At 42.7% G+C, this 17,114-nt stretch carries 19 protein-coding genes and 1 riboswitch; of the genes, 8 read left to right on the top strand and 11 right to left on the bottom strand.

From position 1 onward, the window contains the following. Positions 1–195: 195 nt before the first annotated feature. The 3 genes from H3T84_RS05920 to H3T84_RS05910 all read right to left on the bottom strand — a co-directional run bounded on the left by H3T84_RS05920 (position 196) and on the right by H3T84_RS05910 (position 3,150). Positions 196–810, bottom strand: coding sequence for a 7-carboxy-7-deazaguanine synthase QueE (locus H3T84_RS05920; RefSeq protein ID WP_198218526.1), 615 nt, complete (start codon positions 808–810; stop codon positions 196–198). Continuing rightward, positions 807–1,235 carry a 6-carboxytetrahydropterin synthase QueD gene (gene queD, locus H3T84_RS05915; protein ID WP_198218525.1) on the bottom strand — a complete coding sequence of 143 codons (429 nt, stop codon included), beginning with the start codon at positions 1,233–1,235 and terminating at the stop codon, positions 807–809. Before queD ends, H3T84_RS05920 begins: the two co-directional genes overlap by 4 nt. Before the next feature lie 83 nt (positions 1,236–1,318). After that, a riboswitch (PreQ1 riboswitch) is annotated at positions 1,319–1,364 on the bottom strand. A gap of 115 nt (positions 1,365–1,479) precedes the next feature. Then, positions 1,480–3,150: an AarF/ABC1/UbiB kinase family protein gene (locus H3T84_RS05910; RefSeq protein WP_198218524.1), complete on the bottom strand. Its 1,671-nt coding sequence runs from the start codon at positions 3,148–3,150 to the stop codon at positions 1,480–1,482. Positions 3,151–3,222: 72 nt separating this feature from the next. On the opposite strand from H3T84_RS05910, the gene H3T84_RS05905 reads away from it, so the two are divergent. Both H3T84_RS05905 and H3T84_RS05900 read left to right on the top strand, forming a co-directional pair. Beyond that, positions 3,223–3,762, top strand: coding sequence for a C40 family peptidase (locus H3T84_RS05905; RefSeq protein WP_037475942.1), 540 nt, complete (start codon positions 3,223–3,225; stop codon positions 3,760–3,762). After that, a complete protein-coding gene (locus H3T84_RS05900) occupies positions 3,762–3,977 on the top strand; it encodes a hypothetical protein (RefSeq protein WP_037475945.1) in 216 nt (71 codons plus the stop codon). The genes H3T84_RS05905 and H3T84_RS05900 overlap by 1 nt, the downstream gene beginning before the upstream one ends. 224 nt (positions 3,978–4,201) lie before the next feature. Here the strand turns inward: H3T84_RS05900 and H3T84_RS05895 are convergent, their stop codons facing one another. The 3 genes from H3T84_RS05895 to H3T84_RS05885 form a co-directional block, all read right to left on the bottom strand. After that, on the bottom strand, positions 4,202–4,726 hold the full coding sequence (locus H3T84_RS05895) for a hypothetical protein (protein ID WP_198218523.1): 525 nt from the start codon (positions 4,724–4,726) through the stop codon (positions 4,202–4,204). Positions 4,727–4,856: 130 nt separating this feature from the next. After that, the gene (locus H3T84_RS05890) at positions 4,857–5,483 is read right to left on the bottom strand and encodes a BON domain-containing protein (protein ID WP_198218522.1); all 627 of its coding nucleotides are present in this window, start codon (positions 5,481–5,483) and stop codon (positions 4,857–4,859) included. Positions 5,484–5,513: 30 nt separating this feature from the next. Beyond that, positions 5,514–6,101 (bottom strand): SIS domain-containing protein, encoded by a 588-nt coding sequence (locus H3T84_RS05885; RefSeq protein WP_037475951.1) that lies wholly within the window; start codon positions 6,099–6,101, stop codon positions 5,514–5,516. 261 nt (positions 6,102–6,362) lie between these two features. On the opposite strand from H3T84_RS05885, the gene rsmI reads away from it, so the two are divergent. Both rsmI and H3T84_RS05875 read left to right on the top strand, forming a co-directional pair. After that, positions 6,363–7,241 (top strand): 16S rRNA (cytidine(1402)-2'-O)-methyltransferase, encoded by an 879-nt coding sequence (gene rsmI / locus H3T84_RS05880; protein WP_198218521.1) that lies wholly within the window; start codon positions 6,363–6,365, stop codon positions 7,239–7,241. Positions 7,242–7,391: 150 nt separating this feature from the next. Continuing rightward, complete coding sequence (locus H3T84_RS05875; RefSeq protein WP_198218520.1) at positions 7,392–8,309, top strand: M23 family metallopeptidase; 918 nt, start codon at positions 7,392–7,394, stop codon at positions 8,307–8,309. A gap of 291 nt (positions 8,310–8,600) precedes the next feature. On the opposite strand, the gene H3T84_RS05870 is transcribed toward H3T84_RS05875, so the two are convergent. After that, positions 8,601–9,146: a cysteine hydrolase family protein gene (locus H3T84_RS05870; protein ID WP_198218519.1), complete on the bottom strand. Its 546-nt coding sequence runs from the start codon at positions 9,144–9,146 to the stop codon at positions 8,601–8,603. 66 nt (positions 9,147–9,212) lie between these two features. Between H3T84_RS05870 and H3T84_RS05865 the strand changes: the two genes are divergently transcribed. Further along, positions 9,213–9,644 (top strand): Lrp/AsnC family transcriptional regulator, encoded by a 432-nt coding sequence (locus tag H3T84_RS05865; RefSeq protein WP_171991506.1) that lies wholly within the window; start codon positions 9,213–9,215, stop codon positions 9,642–9,644. An 18-nt stretch (positions 9,645–9,662) separates the two neighbouring features. On the opposite strand, the gene H3T84_RS05860 is transcribed toward H3T84_RS05865, so the two are convergent. Both H3T84_RS05860 and H3T84_RS05855 read right to left on the bottom strand, forming a co-directional pair. Continuing rightward, positions 9,663–10,238, bottom strand: coding sequence for a hypothetical protein (locus tag H3T84_RS05860; RefSeq protein ID WP_232346123.1), 576 nt, complete (start codon positions 10,236–10,238; stop codon positions 9,663–9,665). 201 nt (positions 10,239–10,439) lie between these two features. Then, positions 10,440–11,075, bottom strand: a complete 636-nt coding sequence (locus H3T84_RS05855) for a flavin prenyltransferase UbiX (protein WP_037393625.1) — start codon at positions 11,073–11,075, stop codon at positions 10,440–10,442. A 235-nt stretch (positions 11,076–11,310) separates the two neighbouring features. On the opposite strand from H3T84_RS05855, the gene H3T84_RS05850 reads away from it, so the two are divergent. Further along, positions 11,311–11,808 carry a hypothetical protein gene (locus H3T84_RS05850; RefSeq protein WP_174833000.1) on the top strand — a complete coding sequence of 166 codons (498 nt, stop codon included), beginning with the start codon at positions 11,311–11,313 and terminating at the stop codon, positions 11,806–11,808. 90 nt (positions 11,809–11,898) lie between these two features. On the opposite strand, the gene H3T84_RS05845 is transcribed toward H3T84_RS05850, so the two are convergent. Beyond that, positions 11,899–13,062 (bottom strand): extracellular solute-binding protein, encoded by a 1,164-nt coding sequence (locus H3T84_RS05845; protein ID WP_037475968.1) that lies wholly within the window; start codon positions 13,060–13,062, stop codon positions 11,899–11,901. A 320-nt stretch (positions 13,063–13,382) separates the two neighbouring features. Here H3T84_RS05845 and alaS point away from each other — a divergent pair, with 320 nt between their 5' ends. Beyond that, a complete protein-coding gene (alaS, locus tag H3T84_RS05840; RefSeq protein ID WP_198218518.1) occupies positions 13,383–16,010 on the top strand; it encodes an alanine--tRNA ligase in 2,628 nt (875 codons plus the stop codon). 86 nt (positions 16,011–16,096) lie between these two features. Next, positions 16,097–16,714, top strand: a complete 618-nt coding sequence (locus H3T84_RS05835) for a phospholipid-binding protein MlaC (RefSeq protein WP_025330218.1) — start codon at positions 16,097–16,099, stop codon at positions 16,712–16,714. 54 nt (positions 16,715–16,768) lie between these two features. On the opposite strand, the gene H3T84_RS05830 is transcribed toward H3T84_RS05835, so the two are convergent. Beyond that, positions 16,769–17,020, bottom strand: a complete 252-nt coding sequence (locus H3T84_RS05830; RefSeq protein ID WP_084551839.1) for a GlsB/YeaQ/YmgE family stress response membrane protein — start codon at positions 17,018–17,020, stop codon at positions 16,769–16,771. Positions 17,021–17,114 lie beyond the last annotated feature (94 nt).

The following is a 17,114-nucleotide window of genomic DNA, read 5'->3' as shown; positions in this document are numbered from 1 at the left end:
GTGATTTTGTCAGTAAATAATTTCTCTGGTTAATTATATTGTAACAATTGTTGGCAGAATATGCACATTAATGATGAATTGTTACGCTAAAAATATTGATTTTAGTTTTTACATATACTTTTTATGATATTAGGCTGATTTGTATTTTTTCAAGGATTTTGAATCGGCCGCAGAATACATAGATGAGTAGAAATATTATTCTATATTGGCCAATTTGTGTGTCTGAATGCTTAGCAACCATTTATTATTATGGCGGTTTTGATTCAGTCTGCCGAGATATTGTAATGTAGTAAGCATATTGAATTGGTTGTTTTGTTCGCAGGGCGAAAGAAAATAGTGTCTGGCCTGAATATGTTGTTCTATGTTCTGGCAGAAGGTAAGAAAATCCGGATGGTTTTCAACTACAATGCGTACTTCGTCAGCCTGGCGCTGTAGTGGAAACGGATATTGGTGACGATAATAAAATTTCGGGCTCAGGGCTATATAGTCGATAAGCGGGTCTACTGTGCCCAAACCATTGCTTTCGATGGCAAGATAATAATTTTCCTGTTTAAGTGCGTGTAAAAGTAGGGGCAGTTTTTTGTTGATAGTAGGTTCGCCGCCGGTAATGATTATGTTTTTACTCTGAAACTGACTGACGGTATTGAGGATGTGCTCCAGGCTCATACTTTGGTAACTCATAAAGTCAGTATCGCACCATGGGCATTTGAGGTTACAGGCTGCCAGACGGATGAAAATAGCAGGCATACCGGTATTGTAGCCTTCGCCCTGTAGGGATTCGAAGATTTCGACAATATTAAACTGAATCATGAGCTGGTATTCTGATATTCGCAATAGGAAGTAGGGGTTTCCCATAGGGTAATTTTGGATACTGGCAGATGAGCTGTAAGCTTATTGAAGATAAACCGGCTCATGCTTTCAGCAGTAGTGCGACAGGGAAAGGCAAATACTTTTCGCTCCATTTGGCGAAGGAGGGCTGCGATTTTACATTCGTTGCTATTGGTTTCATCATACAGATAGGCATGATCCAGCTGGCTGATAATTTGCTGGTTAATGATATTTTTGATGTCGGAAAAATCCATAACCATTTCTTTGCTGGATCCTTGCAGATGTAGCTGGTCGCTTACTTCGACAATCAGGCGATAGGTGTGTCCGTGCAGGTTATGACATTTGCCCTGATGCCCGTCCAGCATATGGCAGGCATCAAACTGGAATTCTTTGGCGATTTTAAACATATTTTCTGTCTAAAAGCCAAACAAGAAAGATTTGTCATTAAGAGAAGATGATATTGCAGAATACAGTTGATACATGTGTAGCAAGGCTCCTAGTTTTTTTTCGTGGGATGGATTGCGAACCACGTGGTTATTCAGTTTTCAATAACACATTTGCTGTGTGAAGGAATTTCTATTACTTCAAGTATATATTTTAATGGTTTCAGCTGTTTTCTTACAAGGGTAACTGAGTAACTGCGGTGTTGATTCAGTGTCGTCCTGAGCGCCAGATTGACCAGATTACCCAGAGGCTGTTGCTGAATGCCAGTAAATAGCCAATCAGTCCGAAAAACGACAGACCGAAGATTTTCGGGCCGGAATTAATACTCATAACAATAGATGAGCCAATGATAAGTGCCGCTGTAACAATTCCCATTGTCAGGCGATTAACAACTTTATCCAGCTGGTTATTAAATTTATCGATGTGCTGAATATTCAGGTTAACAGGGAGCTGTCCGTGCCGGATGCGTTTACTTAGACGTAATAGATTTTGGGGTAGTGTATCTATTACCTGAGCTAAAAGATGTAACTGTATTTTATTGTGGCGCCAGATTGACTGGATGTTAAAGCGATGGCGTAGTACGTTCCTGATGGTGTTTCGTGCATGATTTAACAGTTCAAAGTCGCCGTCTATTTTTTTTATAACGCCATCAAGGGTAATCAGGCATTTGAACAGGATAATCAGATCCGCAGGCAGGGTTAGACCATGTTCACGGATAATATGGGTAATATCGTTAATTATCTGACTAATACGCAGTTCTTTACTGTTGAGCTGCTCATAATTATTCAGCATTTCCAATACATCTGTTCCGAGCTGGTCTTCGTTTATGGTTTCTCCCTGCGCCCAGTTGGACAAAACATATTGCAGTGCAAACTGGTCGTGTTCCAGCAGTGCATGAATCAGAGTGATGATTTCCTGATGGCGCTGCTGGCTTAGCCGACCGACAAGACCGAAATCAATTAAGGTGATTCGTCCATCATTTCGTACTAAAATATTACCTGGATGCGGGTCTGCGTGAAATAAACCATGCTGTAATATCATATCAAGAATGGTATCGACCAGTGTGGCTGCAAGTTTTTTTCGCTGCTGCTTGTCCCAGCCGGTGAAATCAAGATTTTTAAGTAAAGTATCGTCAATATATTCTTGTACTAATATTTGCCGGTTAGAATATGCCGCATAAGTTTGTGGTATATGGATTTGCTGCTGATGGTTGTAAAGACGGGAAAAATGTTGCATATTGCGACGTTCGGCAGACAAATCTGTTTCTTTTTCGAGTGAACGGGCAAAATATTGCACCATTTGTACCGGATAATAACGTCTGGATTCGGGTATTTCCGATTCAAGCAGTTGAGCTATGTGGTTAAGAATACGCAGATCAGCTGCTACGGTTGACTCAATACCCGGGCGTTTAACTTTAATGGCGACCTGTTCTCCGCTGATAAGTGTCGCGCGGTGAACCTGTGCTATGGATGCGCTGCCGGCAGGCAGAGCTTCTATATTACTGAAAATACTTTCCAGTGGCTGGTTAAGCTGAGCCTGAATAATATTTCTGATGTCTGGTATCGGAAGAGGATGTGTGTTGTTTTGCAGATGGGCAAATTCTTCTGTCCATTCTTCTCCGAAGACATCGGTACGGGTAGCAAGTATTTGTCCGAGTTTAATAAATGTTGGTCCGAGTTCTTCAAAGGCGAGCCGTACTCGTTTTGGTGTACTCATATAGTGCTGGTGGTTCTGACCTGATTGATCGGAATGTTTGTACCAGCGTCTTGGTAATTTGATACGAACAAGAAATTCACCCAGACCATGTCTGGCCATAATGGTGATAATTTCGCGCATACGCGCCCAATCACTGATGAGAGATGAGTTGGGTGAAAACATATAATGAAGTCCGAAACAATTGCTGTCTACAGGATAGCAGAATTGTTTAATGAACAGATGGAATAATGTTTCATGAAGTGGATAAAAAAATTAATGAACACGGCAGCAGTATGTTTGTGTGCCAATTTCATTTTGATTCCGCCGGTAATGGCGGCACCAAACGAAGGTTTGGATAATGCGGCACTGGAGCGTTTAATCCGCGAGCGCACTGCTACACCGGCAGTACGTACAGGTGATGATGCCGGTGATTTGATTATGAATGCAATGGGTTTACTTGGTGTAGCCTATCATTTTGGCGGCAACTCCCCTACAAGCGGACTGGATTGCAGTGGATTTATGCAATATATCTTTCGCCGTAGTATGGGTATTACTTTACCGCGCAGCTCACGTCAGATGGCGACGGTAGGAGAGGCTGTCAGTCGAACCAGTTTACAACCGGGAGATCTGGTATTTTTCAGCCCGGGTGGCGGCGGAATTTCGCATGTAGGTATGTATATTGGTAATGGGCGGATGATTCATGCGCCGCGTACAGGTAAAAATATTGAGATTACCAGCATTGAACAAGGCTACTGGTCTCGTGCTTTTGTGACTGCGCGCAGGGTGAAACACTGATGAAACCTTTACCTCCTATGCCTAAATGGCTAGACGATGCCGGTAATGTGGTTTCTTGCACTGAAAAAATTAAGGTAATGCAGCAAAACATGCAGGAAATTTATGAGCTGGCACAGGAAGCTTTTGAAGACGGATTATTGATGGGATGTCAGGAAAAGCAGTTACGCGTTTATCTGAGCGAACTGATGAATGCAGTAGAGAACCCCTATCAATAAATGTATTGATAGTGTGTACTGCTTAGGCACTCATCGAACTTTATCTGTCAGAATTCTGAATATATGTTATGTATGCTAATTTGTTGCGTACATAGCAATAATTTGCTGCTGCCTTTTTAATGATTAAATACAGCTGCGATATTTCAAAATTTTGTTTAGGGATATAATTGGCTATAAATAACGCCCATCACAGGATGGGCGTTATTGTTGCTGTAAATACCGGTTTAAAACAGATTATCCAGCGGTTTGCCGTTATTACTGTTAGCTGCCGGTTTTTGCTTAGTTACCGGAGCCGGTTTAGCTGGAGTTTCAGAATTACTTTCTCTGTTTGTGGCTGCCGGTACATTGATAGGTGTAAGAGGCTGAACTTCCTCTGGATTCTCAGGTGTTGTTCTTGGGCCGGTATTCGTTCTACCGGTGGTGGTAGATGGCAGAGTTGGTTCCGATGCAATTTGAGTACTGTCTGAAGCGGCCGTTATAGCAGGATTGGGTGAAAATACAGGTGTCGGAACATTACTGCCTGTTCCCGGTGCACCAGTCGGAGTCAGTACTTCAAAACTTGCCTGTGAGGGCAATTCTGTGGTTTCGGAGGAAGAATTCAGAACCTGCCATGCGTGGAAAACAAACAAGAAAACAGAGATGGTTAGAATTAAAAAGAGGCTCAGCAGGATTTTGCTAAAGGTACTCAGCCCAGTTTTAACCGCGTTTTTTTTATTTTTTGTTTCGGGTTTGGTGGGTTTAGTGCTCATGTTAAGGTAATCCTTCAGAGATATCTTTGTGTATAATATAGTTATTATACGCAGATTTTTGTTTATGCTAATCAGGTATTAACAGCTGCTGATTTGGTAAATTTAATGTATTCGCAGCAGAATGGTGTTATCAGGGATTTACCTGAGTGCTTTTGGGCGTATTTTCAAAAGTTTGATACAACGTAATTACTTTTTGTACACCTGATGTTGTGCTGATGGCAGATGTAGCAGCCTGCTGCTCATCTGGTGTCAAAATACCCATTGCATAAGTTATACCATTATAAGTAACCACTCTGACGTTATTTACCGCTACGCCTTTGGTATTAAGCAGATTAGTGCGTACCTTTGATGTTATCCATGTATCATCTGTAACATCACTTAATTTTCGGTTTTGATTAACGATATCAATATAATTATACACTTTCTGTGCAGCCGGTTCAGCACGGGCAACGCGCTCTACCAGATTTTTATCATTTTCACTGGCTACTAAGCCAAGTAAAAGTATTTGCCGGTTGTAGCTGATAACAGACAGTGTGGGCTGGAATTTACTCTTCTGGGCCTGACTATTCAGATATGAAATGGCTCCGTCGTGAATCCGTATTTCCATTACTTTATCATCAGCCTGTGCCCCAGTCGTGCGCCGGTCGATAACTGCTAAAGTTCCGACAGTAGCTCCGCCAACAAGAACTGCCGGACAACCGGTCAGGGTAGTGGTCAGACAAAGTCCTAATGCCAGAGCAGAAAGATATTTTTTCATGAAATATACCTGTAAATTGGTTGTTGCAGGTTATATACCACCTAGCAATAATTGGTCAATCTGTGCACACAAGGCATGAATGGTTACCTGATGTGCCTCAAGTACACGCAAAGGATGGTCTCCGGGAACATTTAGCCAGAGATCATCATCGCGCAGTAATCCGGCAATCTCACCTCCGCTTCCGCCGGTAATCGCCAGTATACGCATATCACGTTCATGTGCCGTTTTAATCGCACTAATCAGATTGATATTCTGACCATCTGCCGATAGTACGCAGAGCATATCATGCTGCTTACCCAGTGCATGAATTTGTTTGGCAAACAGATCGTCGGGTTCACTGTCAGTTAATATACTCAGTACGGAGGGATTATTGCACAGGGATAATGCGGCAAGCGCCATTCGTTCCTGTTGTAATCGGGTCACCATATAGGCAGCCAGCGTATTAGCCAGTGAGGCATATGCCCCGTTACCGGCAATAAGCAGTTTGCCATCACTCATCAAAGCCATCAGGATTCCCTGAGCAACTTCGGCAATTGGTTCAGCCAGTAAATCTGCACACTCGTTCAGAAGTTGAGCGCTATCGGCAAAATGTTGATGGACGGAGATGGATTCTGTCATATAAATTAATTTGTTAATTAAGGCGAATGCAGATAATATGCTTATGCTCAGTATATATTATTTATACTGAGGTCTATGCTGGTTTTCAGGCAAAATATGACTTTTGAAAGCAGCTGCATGCCGGTTATCTACCAGTACAATTACTAAGCGTAAACTCTGAAACACCGTAATGACGTGGTATAGTAATAGCTTCAGATTATAACGTTAAGCTTTCAGTTTAAAGCACTATACCTAAAGTTCAATCAGATTACGGATTTATAAATGCAAGCCCATTATCAGAAAGCTGTTGCCAGCATTGTACCGCAAACCCTTTATGTAGTGGCTACTCCGATAGGTAATCTGGCTGATCTGAGTTTTCATGCATTAGCTGTATTGTCCCGGGCAGATTTAATTTGTGCTGAAGATACACGAGTTACACAGCAATTGCTGCGTGCGTATGGTCTTTCTGCGCGATTAATCAGTGTGCGTGAACAGAACGAACAAAGTATGGCCGAGCGTGTTATCACTGCTCTGGCTGCAGAGCAAGTCGTGGCACAGGTTTCTGATGCCGGTACGCCGGCAGTGTGTGATCCCGGGGCACGGCTGGTAACGCGGGTTCGTGCGGCCGGTTATCAGGTAGTTCCGGTAGCCGGCCCGAGTGCGGTGATGACAGCTTTGAGTGTTGCAGGAGTAACCCAGTCAGATTTTTATTTTGCGGGATTTTTACCGGCAAAAAGTGGTGAACGTCATCAAAAGCTACAGTTATGGAAAGAAGTATCTTATCCGGTAGTTATGTTTGAAACCCCTCACAGAATTACAGATACGCTGGCACAAATGGTTTTACTTTATCCGCAACGCATTCTGATGCTGGCGCGAGAAATCAGTAAAACCCATGAAACCTATCTATGCGGCACAGTTTCTGAAATTCAGTCGATTGTGCAGGCAGATGCTAACCAGAAACGTGGCGAGATGGTACTGATACTTCATCCGGCACCAGTAGAAAAAAATACCGAGCTGTCTGCTGAAGCTATTAATATTATGCAAATTTTAGTGCAGGAACTGCCGACCAAGCAGGCTGCCGTGCTGGCTGCACAGATTAGTGGTGAAAACCGAAAAGCTTTATATGATTGGGCGATTAATGCTAAAAAGTTATCAGAATAAACACAATCATTAGGACATGTTAAAATAATTTATGCCTGATGCTATTTTACACAATGCTGCTCATTGTTTATGATACTGTCTGAATTGGCTATTGCCGCCGCTGTTGCGCTGGCGCCCCCTGAATATTGCAATGATTTAAGGTAAACCGTTATGTTGAAAAAAAGTGTGAATCGTTCCGGCTGGTGCTTGCTGGTGCTGGCATTAAGTGCCTGTACTCTTTTCAAACAGCCGGCAGCGCCGACAGAAACGGGCAGCAGTGATGTCACTACAGGTACTGCTGCTACCACTGCCGACAATCCATATGGTGCTGCTCCTTATACGCCACCGGCAAATACAGCTCCGGCTTATACACCTGCTGCGGGCACTTCCACTGGTTATGTGGGTAATTACTCTCCGGTTGATATTAATGCAGCAACGCATACAGTACAGCGCGGAGATACGGTATATAACATTTCCAAACGTTATCAGATTACTCAGGATAATCTGCGTTCATGGAATAATATAATAGAGAATGAAATTAAGGTGGGGCAGGTTCTGCGCGTGAAGCCAGCCGGCTACGTGGCACCGGCAGGTAGCACAACCACGACAACTACTGTGACTGCTCCTGTACAAACACCAAAAACCACCACAACTACCAGTACAACCACAACTGCAACAACTACATCAACCGGTAAAACAGGAAGTACCGGAGGTGTTCGCAGTGTGAGCGGGATTGAGTGGCAGCGTCCGACCAGCGGTAATATTCTGCAGGGGTATGGCGGTAGCAGTAAAGGTATTGATTATGGCGGTAATGCCGGACAGCCTATTCTGGCTGCCGCTTCAGGTAAAGTAGTGTATGCCGGTAATGGTTTACGTGGCTATGGTAATTTGATTATCGTACAGCATAATCAGACATATCTGACTGCCTATGGTAACAACCAGAATATTCTGGTAAAAGAAGGTCAGCAAGTCAAACGCGGCCAGCAGATTGCCACTATGGGTAATACTGATGCTAAACGCACTCAGCTGCATTTTGAACTACGTGAAAATGGCCAGCCACAGGATCCCAACCGTTTCCTGCCAATGTGAGTATCAGAGTTAATTAATTCTGTTTATACATAAAATAGCACTTATTCACTGGATAAACAAATTCAGAAAGTAAGTGCTGTTTTTGTGCATAAATAAATTAACTTATATATAGATAGAGACAGACTAAACCCGATTGAAAAAATTAATAATGATTGCAGGATAAAATCGTTAAATTTGACAATAAGTTAAATTCAGCATCAGAAATACGCCCCGTTATTCTGCAAGCGGATAAGGTTAACAGGCGTATTTCCTGAATTGTGATTCAAGTAAAATTGTATACTGTTAAAAGTATTAACTGAGGAACTGTTCAGCAGATTGTACAGTAGCAAGATAATTCAATGCGGCTAAAAAACTGTTTTGCACATTTGTTGCACTAATGATGTTGCTATTGAACTCCAGATTCATTGTTGCGCATGCATCTGCAATAACAATTGGCTGATAACCGAATTCAACTGCCTGACGAGTGGTAGAGTCAACACACATGTGTGTCATCATGCCACAGATAACTAACTGCTCTATATTCTGTTGTTGAAGGTGTTCATGCAGGGTTGTTTGTAAGAAGCTATTGGGATAGCTTTTATGAATTATAAATTCATTCGTGTCTGCAATCGGCAGTAATTGATGATGTAATTCTACACCATGGCTGTCAGGCTGAAAAAAAGTAGCTCCCGGTTTATTATTAATATGCTGGATGTAATACACGGGCAGCTGCTGATTGCGGAAATACTCACGAACCTTCAATATTTTTTCCAGTGCCAGTTGTGGCTGGTACAGTTCCATTTTACCTGATGAAAAGTAATCATTTTGTACATCAATTATAATGAGTGCTTGTTTCATTAGTTATATCCTGTTGGTTTTAATAATTTAATTATGCGCCTTATCTGTTTTCGACAGAATAGGCTGATGAAAAAGATATACTCTATTTATTTTCAGGATGAAACTATGGATAAAAAAGACAGAGCAATTCTGGATTTATTAAAAAATAATAGTCGTTTGTCGTGGAAAGAGATTGGTGAGAAAGTATTTCTTAGCGGACAGGCAGTGGGGCTAAGGGTACAGAACCTGCTTGAGACCGGCGTGATAGAACGTTTTACACTGACTGAAAACTTGATATCGGAACAATTTATTTTTATTTATATGAATAACAGCCGGTTTGCTGAATTCGAGCATTTGGTGAGTACCTTTGCTGAGGTACAGGCTCTGTATAAAATTACGGGTGATGGTTGCTATTATATTCATGCAAATTTTACTGCCGAGCAGCTGGAACCGTTTTTACAGCAGATAACAGTTTACGCACGTTATAAAGTAAGCCATAAATTACGCAGACTGATTTAATCTGATATCTGCGTAAACTTATTGAGTAAGACATGCGGCCATAATAGTATGTTCTTTCAGACACAGATTGTGAGCAAAATATAAACTATTTTCTACCAGCCCCAGATCTTCTTCGCACTGAGTTTCAGTTTCAATAATCAGCATTTGTTCCGGCCGTCCGGCATGCAGGCTCATGCGCATTTGTGCGGGAGTAAACGGCAGATTATGCTTTTGGGCGAAGCTGCGTGCACGGCTGTTTGCTGTTTTCAGCATGGGTATCAGGGTAATATCCAGATGAAAAATTCTTACACCCATTACCAGAATTCGTGCGGCAAACCAGTCTGCCTCATCACTGATAATATCAGGAGTAGGTTGTTCAAAGCCCAGACGCTGTGAAGCAATTAACATTGCTATCAGGCGCAGCTGAGGAATCAGAGCTTCACTAAGCATAAATGCAGTCTGGAATTGTGGCTGTAGCTGACATAGGTCAGAGCGGTGCTGATTGCCGTCAACAATCATGTACCAGCGTTGAAGCTGAGCCACAGGTGATTCTGATTGATGTAACTGATTTAGCGGTAATGCGGACATTTTATTCTCCAGTAGTTGTCGATTCATTTGTAATGCCTTTCTGTATGAGGCGTTTGTAGCAACAAAAAACCGCCTCGGTTTGGCCGGGCGGTTCACTTTTTTATTTTGCTTATTAGATATTATATAAACGCAAAAAAGCACCGCACCGAGGTGTGGTACCAATAATAAGCAAAAGAGAAAGTGGTTGCGTTTTCCATCATTTAACCTTAAACCTTATTGAAACATGTGTCAAGAATTATTTTCTTCACCCCAGCGTGTAATCAACTGATGAGGTATATGTAACTGGTCCAAAATACGTCCTACTACAAAATCCACCATATCCTGAATAGTTTGAGGGTGCTGATAAAAACCGGATACCGGGGGTAGAATGCATACACCCAAACGCGACAGTTTAAGTAGATTTTCCAGATGAATGGCTGATAAAGGCGTTTCCCGCGGTACGATGATCAGCGGACGATTTTCTTTTATCGATACATCAGCTGCCCGTTCAAGTAAATGATCGGAAGTACCGGCTGCAATGGCAGCAACACAGCCCATGCTGGCCGGACAGATAATCATTGCATCAGCTGGATTGGAACCGGAGGCTGGAGGTGCAAACCATTCATCGCGGCCAAATACAGTAAGCATGGATGAGTCTACGCCGTATTCTGCACACAATGCGGCATTACACTGTTTAGCATTTGCAGGTAAATGCCAGTTGATTTCCTGTTGTGCGACTATCTGGGCAGCCTGTGAATACAGTAACCAGACCCTTATATCAGCCTGTAACAGGCAGCCCAGCAGACGTTTGGCATAAGGCATACCCGATGCTCCGGTAAGAGCCAGTGTAACGGTTTTGACAGAATGAGCAGAGGGAAAAATCATAATAAAACTAGTGTATATTCAAATATGCCTGTTATTATAGCTATTTTGTTTTCAATATAACATTTGGCATATGACAGCTATATTCAGATGAAAACCATTATTAGCCAGTTGAAGTTTTATTTTCTGTAATTGTGATTAATTAATCAAGCTCCGCCGGTAATGGCAGGCTGGCAAAAAACTCAAAGTTTCTGAATAACTAAATACAAATATTAATACTGATCATGGAATGATAAGCATGTTGTGGAAAAAAATATTATGGTGGCCCTGTTTTTGTATCAGTATTCTGGCCGGCTGCGCTCAGGTTCCTCCTCCTGTTGCTGAAGAACGTGAATGTGATTCGAGAGCGATGGCAATGGCTTTATTGCAATCTAATCAGCCTTATGGTACCAATAATGTTCGATGTGCGGTAATGTCAAAAAACTTACCTGTAATGAAACCTGAACGTACCGCACCACCTGAAGTCAGCCTGCGTATTGAACGGCCGGTGACAGAAGTGAGTAAATGTCTGCATGAGAAATTTCAGTCACGGTTTAAACTGCCGCAGGAATTTTACAAAATCAGCTCCTATCCTAATGGCACTCAGACACTGGCACTGGTCAATCCTTTCACACAGACAGAAGGTTTACAGATAGATGTAGTTAAAGCAGGTATGTCGCAAAGTATAGTTAATTTATATTCTAATGGTATGACTTTGTCACAAGCGTGGAAAAAATTTCCTGAGCTGTGCCTTTAAATGGCATCAGTTTTTGATTTGCATAAAGTAAAATATATCAAGCCCCTCTCAAAGGAGGGGCTTTTGAAAATATGGGATTTAGTCGGAAATTTATTTTCCTGCTTTAAGATTTTGCCATAATCGCAATTCGTATTTTAGGGTATCCGATTTTGCCGGTAATACCAGATAACTGTTAGCCAGAATCTCATCTGACGGGAAAATACTGTTATCTTCGCGATATTCTTTTTTTATCAGTTCTTTTGCCGGCATGCTTGAAGGTGCGTAACTAACATAATTGGCGTTTCTGGCCGCTGTTTGCGGTTCCAGTATCCAGTTCAGGTAGCGATAGGCATTTTTGAGGTTGGCTGCATCTTTCGGGATGGTCAATGTGTCTATCCAGAGGGAAACTCCCTGAGTCGGAACCAGTACCAAGATATCTTTTTTACCGGTTGCTTCCAGCCGGCGTCGTTTAGCAATGTTTAAATCACCGCCAAAGCCGATAGCTACACAAATGTCGCCACGTGCCAGATCATCAATATAACCAGAAGACGAATAACGTTGTACATTGTTACGATTCGCTTTGATAATATTAGCAGCGATATCAATATCATCTTTACTCTGGCTGTTCGGATCTTTGCCGGCATAATGTAACGCCAGCGGAATCATTTCTACCGGACTATCCATGTAACTGATGCCACAGTTTTTCAGTTTATCAGTATACTCAGGATTAAAAACCAAATCCCAGCTATTTTCCGGCATTGGTGTAGCACCGAGTGCGGCATTCACTTTTTCAATATTGACTGCAATGGTATTCATACCCCAGTAGTTGGGTACCGCATACTGATTATCCGGATCTACGTCTTTTAATAAATCCAGTAATTTCGGATTAATGTATTTCCAGTTAGGTAACTGATTTTTGTCTAGTGGCTGGTATGCTCCGGCTTTAATCTGGCGTCCGACAAATGAGTTGGACGGCCCGACAATATCATAGCCGGACTGTCCGGTCAGAATTTTGCTTTCCAGTGTTTCGTCACTGTCATAAAAATTGTAAGTGACTTTAATGCCATATTTTTTTTCAAATTCACCAATAGTTTTCGGGTCAACATAGTCTGACCAGTTAAATATTTTAAGTGTCTTGGTGTCGCTCAAACTACCAGGTTTGCTGGCCGCTACAGCAGAAGCCGGTTGAGGACCGGCATTGTCGTGTGAACCGCTGCATGCAGTCAGAATACATAAAATCAAACCGGATAAACCCAGACAGGCTTTGTTTTTCATGTCCGTCCTTTTCAAAGATGTGCCAGGACTGGCTGGCATGGTTATGTGTTATTACCACCTTTGTAACTTCAATCTGTTCGTATGGGGGTAACTATACCGCATAAGGCATTAGTGTTGTCGGAATTGTCATTTTGGCATGGATTTTCGTCTGTTCAGGTAGGCTTATGCGTAAAACTGCGGTAAGATAAGCGGATGATTTTAACAAGGGTGATGGTTGAGGTGGACTAACCAGTGTCCTGTTTTTATACCTATGTTCAGGCAGTCTGTGTTTTATACAGACTGCCTGAATACGATTAATCACCCGTCTTATTGAAACTACCATGAAAACAGCAGAATTACGTTCTAAATTTCTTCAATTTTTTGCAAGTAAGGGTCATCAGGTTGTACCTTCATCTTCACTTGTACCACCGCAGGATGATAAAACCCTGTTGTTTACCAATGCGGGTATGAATCAGTTTAAAGATGTGTTTCTGGGTTTTGACAAGCGCCCGTACAGCCGTGCGACAACAGCACAAAAATGTGTGCGTGCCGGTGGTAAACACAATGATCTGGAAAACGTCGGTTATACCGCGCGCCATCATACATTTTTCGAAATGCTGGGCAATTTCAGCTTTGGCGATTATTTTAAACGTGATGCCCTGCATTTTGCCTGGGAATTTCTCACCAGTAAGGACTGGCTGAACTTGCCACCGGAAAAACTGCTGGCAACTGTATATGCAGATGATGATGAAGCTTATGATATCTGGTTAAATGAGATTGGTCTGCCACCGGAAAAAATTATCCGTATAGGTGACAATAAAGGCGCACGCTATGCTTCTGATAATTTCTGGCAAATGGGCGATACCGGTCCGTGCGGCCCTTGTTCGGAAATTTTTTATGATCATGGCGAACATATCTGGGGCGGGCCTCCGGGCAGTGCTGAAGAAGATGGTGACCGTTTTATAGAAATCTGGAACTGTGTATTCATGCAGTATAACCGGGATGAAAACGGTAACATGAATCCGCTTCCTAAGCCGTCAGTTGATACAGGGATGGGACTGGAGCGGGTGTCGGCGGTATTACAGCATGTACACAGTAATTATGAAATCGATCTGTTTGTCAATTTGCTGCATGCTGTAGCCCGTGTTGTAGGCATTCCGTATAGTCAGGATGTACCGAGTCTGAAAGTCATTGCCGACCATATCCGCTCTTGTGCGTTTTTAATTGCTGATGGTGTATTACCCAGCAATGAGGGGCGTGGCTATGTATTGCGGCGTATTATCCGCCGGGCTGTACGCCATGGTTATAAACTGGGTTGTAAACAGGCATTTTTCCATTTGCTGGTAACGGATCTGGTGCAGGAAATGGGCTCTGCTTATCCTGAGCTGGTTGAAAAACAGACACAAATTAGTGATGTACTGAAACAGGAAGAAAGCCGTTTTGCGCAAACACTGGAAACCGGAATGACTCTGCTGGAAAGTGTCTTGCAGGATGGCGGCCAGACACTGGCTGGTGAGGTAATTTTCAAACTATATGATACTTATGGCTTTCCATATGATTTAACCGCCGATATTGCGCGTGAGCGTAATATCAGTCTGGATGAAGAAGGGTTTGAGCGTGAAATGGCTGCTCAGCGTGCCCGTGCCCGTGCAGCGCAGAATTTTAAAGCCAATACTCAGCTTACCTATGAAGGTGCTGATACAGAGTTTACCGGCTATCAGCAACGCCAGAATGAAAGCAAAGTTCTGGCTTTGTATCAGGATGGTGAAGCTGTTGAGCAGTTAAATGCCGGTGAATCAGGTGTGATAGTGATTGACTTCACACCGTTTTATGCAGAGTCTGGTGGCCAGACTGGTGATACTGGCTATATTTTTGCCGGTGAAAACCGCTTTCAGGTTGAAGATACGCAAAAAATCAAAGCTAAAGTATTTGGTCAGTTTGGCGAAATGCTGTCCGGCAGTCTGAAAGTGGGTGATGCTGTTACCGCTCAGGTAGACAGTGTACTGCGCGAAGCCAGCATGCGTAATCACAGTGCCACTCACCTGATGCATCGCGCCTTGCGTGAGGTATTGGGTATACACGTTGAGCAGAAAGGTTCTCTGGTTAATGCTGAGCGCACCCGCTTTGACTTTTCACATCCACAGCCGGTTACTGCTGCACAACTGGCCGAAGTTGAACGTCGGGTAAATCAGGCAATTGTGGCAAATGTTCCTGTATGTGCGCAGAATATGAGCTTTGATGAAGCCATTGCTGCCGGTGCGATGGCGCTGTTCGGGGAAAAATACGGTGACGAGGTACGTGTACTGAGCATGGGCGAATTTTCTACCGAATTATGCGGCGGTACCCATGTTGCACGGACTGGAGATATTGGTCTTTTCAAAATTATTTCTGAAAGTGGTATTGCTGCCGGAGTACGGCGTATTGAAGCTGTGACCGGATTGAATGCTTTACAGTTTGTTCAGCAGCAGGAAGAGTTGCTTAAGGCGGCGGTTGCCGAAGTAAAAGCACAGACTGCTGAAGATTTGCTGCCTAAACTTCAGGCAATACATACTCAAACCAAACAGTTGGAAAAGGCATTAACTGAAGCCAGAAGTGAACTGGCCAGACAGGCAGGTACCGCTTTGCTGGCTCAGGCCAGAACTATTGGTACAGCTCGTCTGGTGCTGGGACAAATTGAGGCAGAAAGCAGTGCTCTGAGAGATATTGCTGCTGATTTAATTGCACAGGGTGATAATATTATCGTTCTGCTGGCAGCAGTAAATGATGGTAAAATTGCCATCATAGCAGGAGTATCAAAAGCATTAACTAAAACAATCAAGGCTGGTGAGCTGGTTAATTATGTTGCCGGTCAGGTTGGTGGTAAGGGTGGCGGTCGTCCCGAACTGGCACAAGCCGGCGGGCAGGATATAGCTGCATTAGAGCCGGCGCTCGCCAGTGTAACTGACTGGTTAGCTTCCAAATTAGGATAAGACTTTAGTAAATGAAAAACAGCAAGCGGTTTATGGATGATACAAAAACATAAGCCGTTTTTTTTGCTTATTCATAGGAGAATACAATGCAGAGGTATGTAAAAGCTTGTTTGGCAGGCTGGATGCTGATGGTTGCAGTATGTTCGTTCGCTGCAACGCAGGAACAGCTAGCGCAACAACAGTTACAGCAAAATGTGGATATGGTGTTATCAGTGGCTCGTGACAAAAGCCTAAATGAACAACAGCGTATTAGTCAGATAGAACGTTATGCAGATCAGTATCTGGATTATGAGCGTATTTCAGCTTTGGCCGTAGGTATGCAATGGCGACAGTTTACTGCACAGCAAAGACAGGATTTCAGTGCGGCCTTTAAGAATATGATTGTGCGCATTTATGCACATTCAGCATTAATGGGTGCCAGTAATGCATCTGTGAAGGTTATACCTAAGGTAGTGAATCAGGGTAATAACCGGTTGGAAACATTTACCGAAATTGTTAGTGCCGGTAATAAGCACTACACCGTGGGTTATCAGATGTATTATGCTAATGGTGTTTTTAAAATTTATAATTTCCGGGTTAACGGTACCAGTCTGGTAACGGTATACCGCAGTCAGTTTGATCAATTGATTCAGAAACAAGGTATCGATGCAACCATTGCTCAGTTACGTGATAAAGGTTTGGGTAAAGTGCAGATCAATAAATAATACATTTATTTGAGCAAAAAAACGGTGATGGATTGAATATCCATCACCGTTTCGTTATATCTGTCTGTTTTTAATTTTGCCGTAAATAAACAGAATAATGCAGGCAAAAATAATTGAAGCTATTAAACCGGCTTTTTCACCCGCATGGTACCAGCCAAATGCCTGACCAACATATCCGGCCAGTAATGAGCCGCCGATACCAAGTAAAGTGGTGACCACTAACCCAAGTTGCTGTTTGCCCGGATAGATTAGTTTGGCAATTAAACCAATGATAAAGCCAACTATAATTGTCCAGAGTAACCCCATGATGTTGTACTCCTGAGAATAAGGAAGCTTTATCTTAATCCTGTGGCTATAATAAAAGTTGAGTTATTAAGTAAAATCAATATTAATTATGATT

The sequence above is a fragment of the Snodgrassella sp. M0110 genome (assembly GCF_016101465.1).
GTDB lineage: Bacteria > Pseudomonadota > Gammaproteobacteria > Burkholderiales > Neisseriaceae > Snodgrassella > Snodgrassella alvi.
This window is presented reverse-complemented; position numbering and strand designations above follow the sequence as displayed.

Bases quoted from the DNA above. Each gene is read 5' to 3' on its own strand.
- H3T84_RS05920 (WP_198218526.1), bottom strand. From the start codon at position 810: ATGATTCAGTTTAATATTGTCGAAATCTTCGAATCCCTACAGGGCGAA.
- queD (WP_198218525.1), bottom strand. From the start codon at position 1,235: ATGTTTAAAATCGCCAAAGAATTCCAGTTTGATGCCTGCCATATGCTG.
- H3T84_RS05910 (WP_198218524.1), bottom strand. From the start codon at position 3,150: ATGTTTTCACCCAACTCATCTCTCATCAGTGATTGGGCGCGTATGCGC.
- H3T84_RS05905 (WP_037475942.1), top strand. From the start codon at position 3,223: ATGAAGTGGATAAAAAAATTAATGAACACGGCAGCAGTATGTTTGTGT.
- H3T84_RS05900 (WP_037475945.1), top strand. From the start codon at position 3,762: ATGAAACCTTTACCTCCTATGCCTAAATGGCTAGACGATGCCGGTAAT.
- H3T84_RS05895 (WP_198218523.1), bottom strand. From the start codon at position 4,726: ATGAGCACTAAACCCACCAAACCCGAAACAAAAAATAAAAAAAACGCG.
- H3T84_RS05890 (WP_198218522.1), bottom strand. From the start codon at position 5,483: ATGAAAAAATATCTTTCTGCTCTGGCATTAGGACTTTGTCTGACCACT.
- H3T84_RS05885 (WP_037475951.1), bottom strand. From the start codon at position 6,101: ATGACAGAATCCATCTCCGTCCATCAACATTTTGCCGATAGCGCTCAA.
- rsmI (WP_198218521.1), top strand. From the start codon at position 6,363: ATGCAAGCCCATTATCAGAAAGCTGTTGCCAGCATTGTACCGCAAACC.
- H3T84_RS05875 (WP_198218520.1), top strand. From the start codon at position 7,392: ATGTTGAAAAAAAGTGTGAATCGTTCCGGCTGGTGCTTGCTGGTGCTG.
- H3T84_RS05870 (WP_198218519.1), bottom strand. From the start codon at position 9,146: ATGAAACAAGCACTCATTATAATTGATGTACAAAATGATTACTTTTCA.
- H3T84_RS05865 (WP_171991506.1), top strand. From the start codon at position 9,213: ATGAAAAAGATATACTCTATTTATTTTCAGGATGAAACTATGGATAAA.
- H3T84_RS05860 (WP_232346123.1), bottom strand. From the start codon at position 10,238: ATGAATCGACAACTACTGGAGAATAAAATGTCCGCATTACCGCTAAAT.
- H3T84_RS05855 (WP_037393625.1), bottom strand. From the start codon at position 11,075: ATGATTTTTCCCTCTGCTCATTCTGTCAAAACCGTTACACTGGCTCTT.
- H3T84_RS05850 (WP_174833000.1), top strand. From the start codon at position 11,311: ATGTTGTGGAAAAAAATATTATGGTGGCCCTGTTTTTGTATCAGTATT.
- H3T84_RS05845 (WP_037475968.1), bottom strand. From the start codon at position 13,062: ATGAAAAACAAAGCCTGTCTGGGTTTATCCGGTTTGATTTTATGTATT.
- alaS (WP_198218518.1), top strand. From the start codon at position 13,383: ATGAAAACAGCAGAATTACGTTCTAAATTTCTTCAATTTTTTGCAAGT.
- H3T84_RS05835 (WP_025330218.1), top strand. From the start codon at position 16,097: ATGCAGAGGTATGTAAAAGCTTGTTTGGCAGGCTGGATGCTGATGGTT.
- H3T84_RS05830 (WP_084551839.1), bottom strand. From the start codon at position 17,020: ATGGGGTTACTCTGGACAATTATAGTTGGCTTTATCATTGGTTTAATT.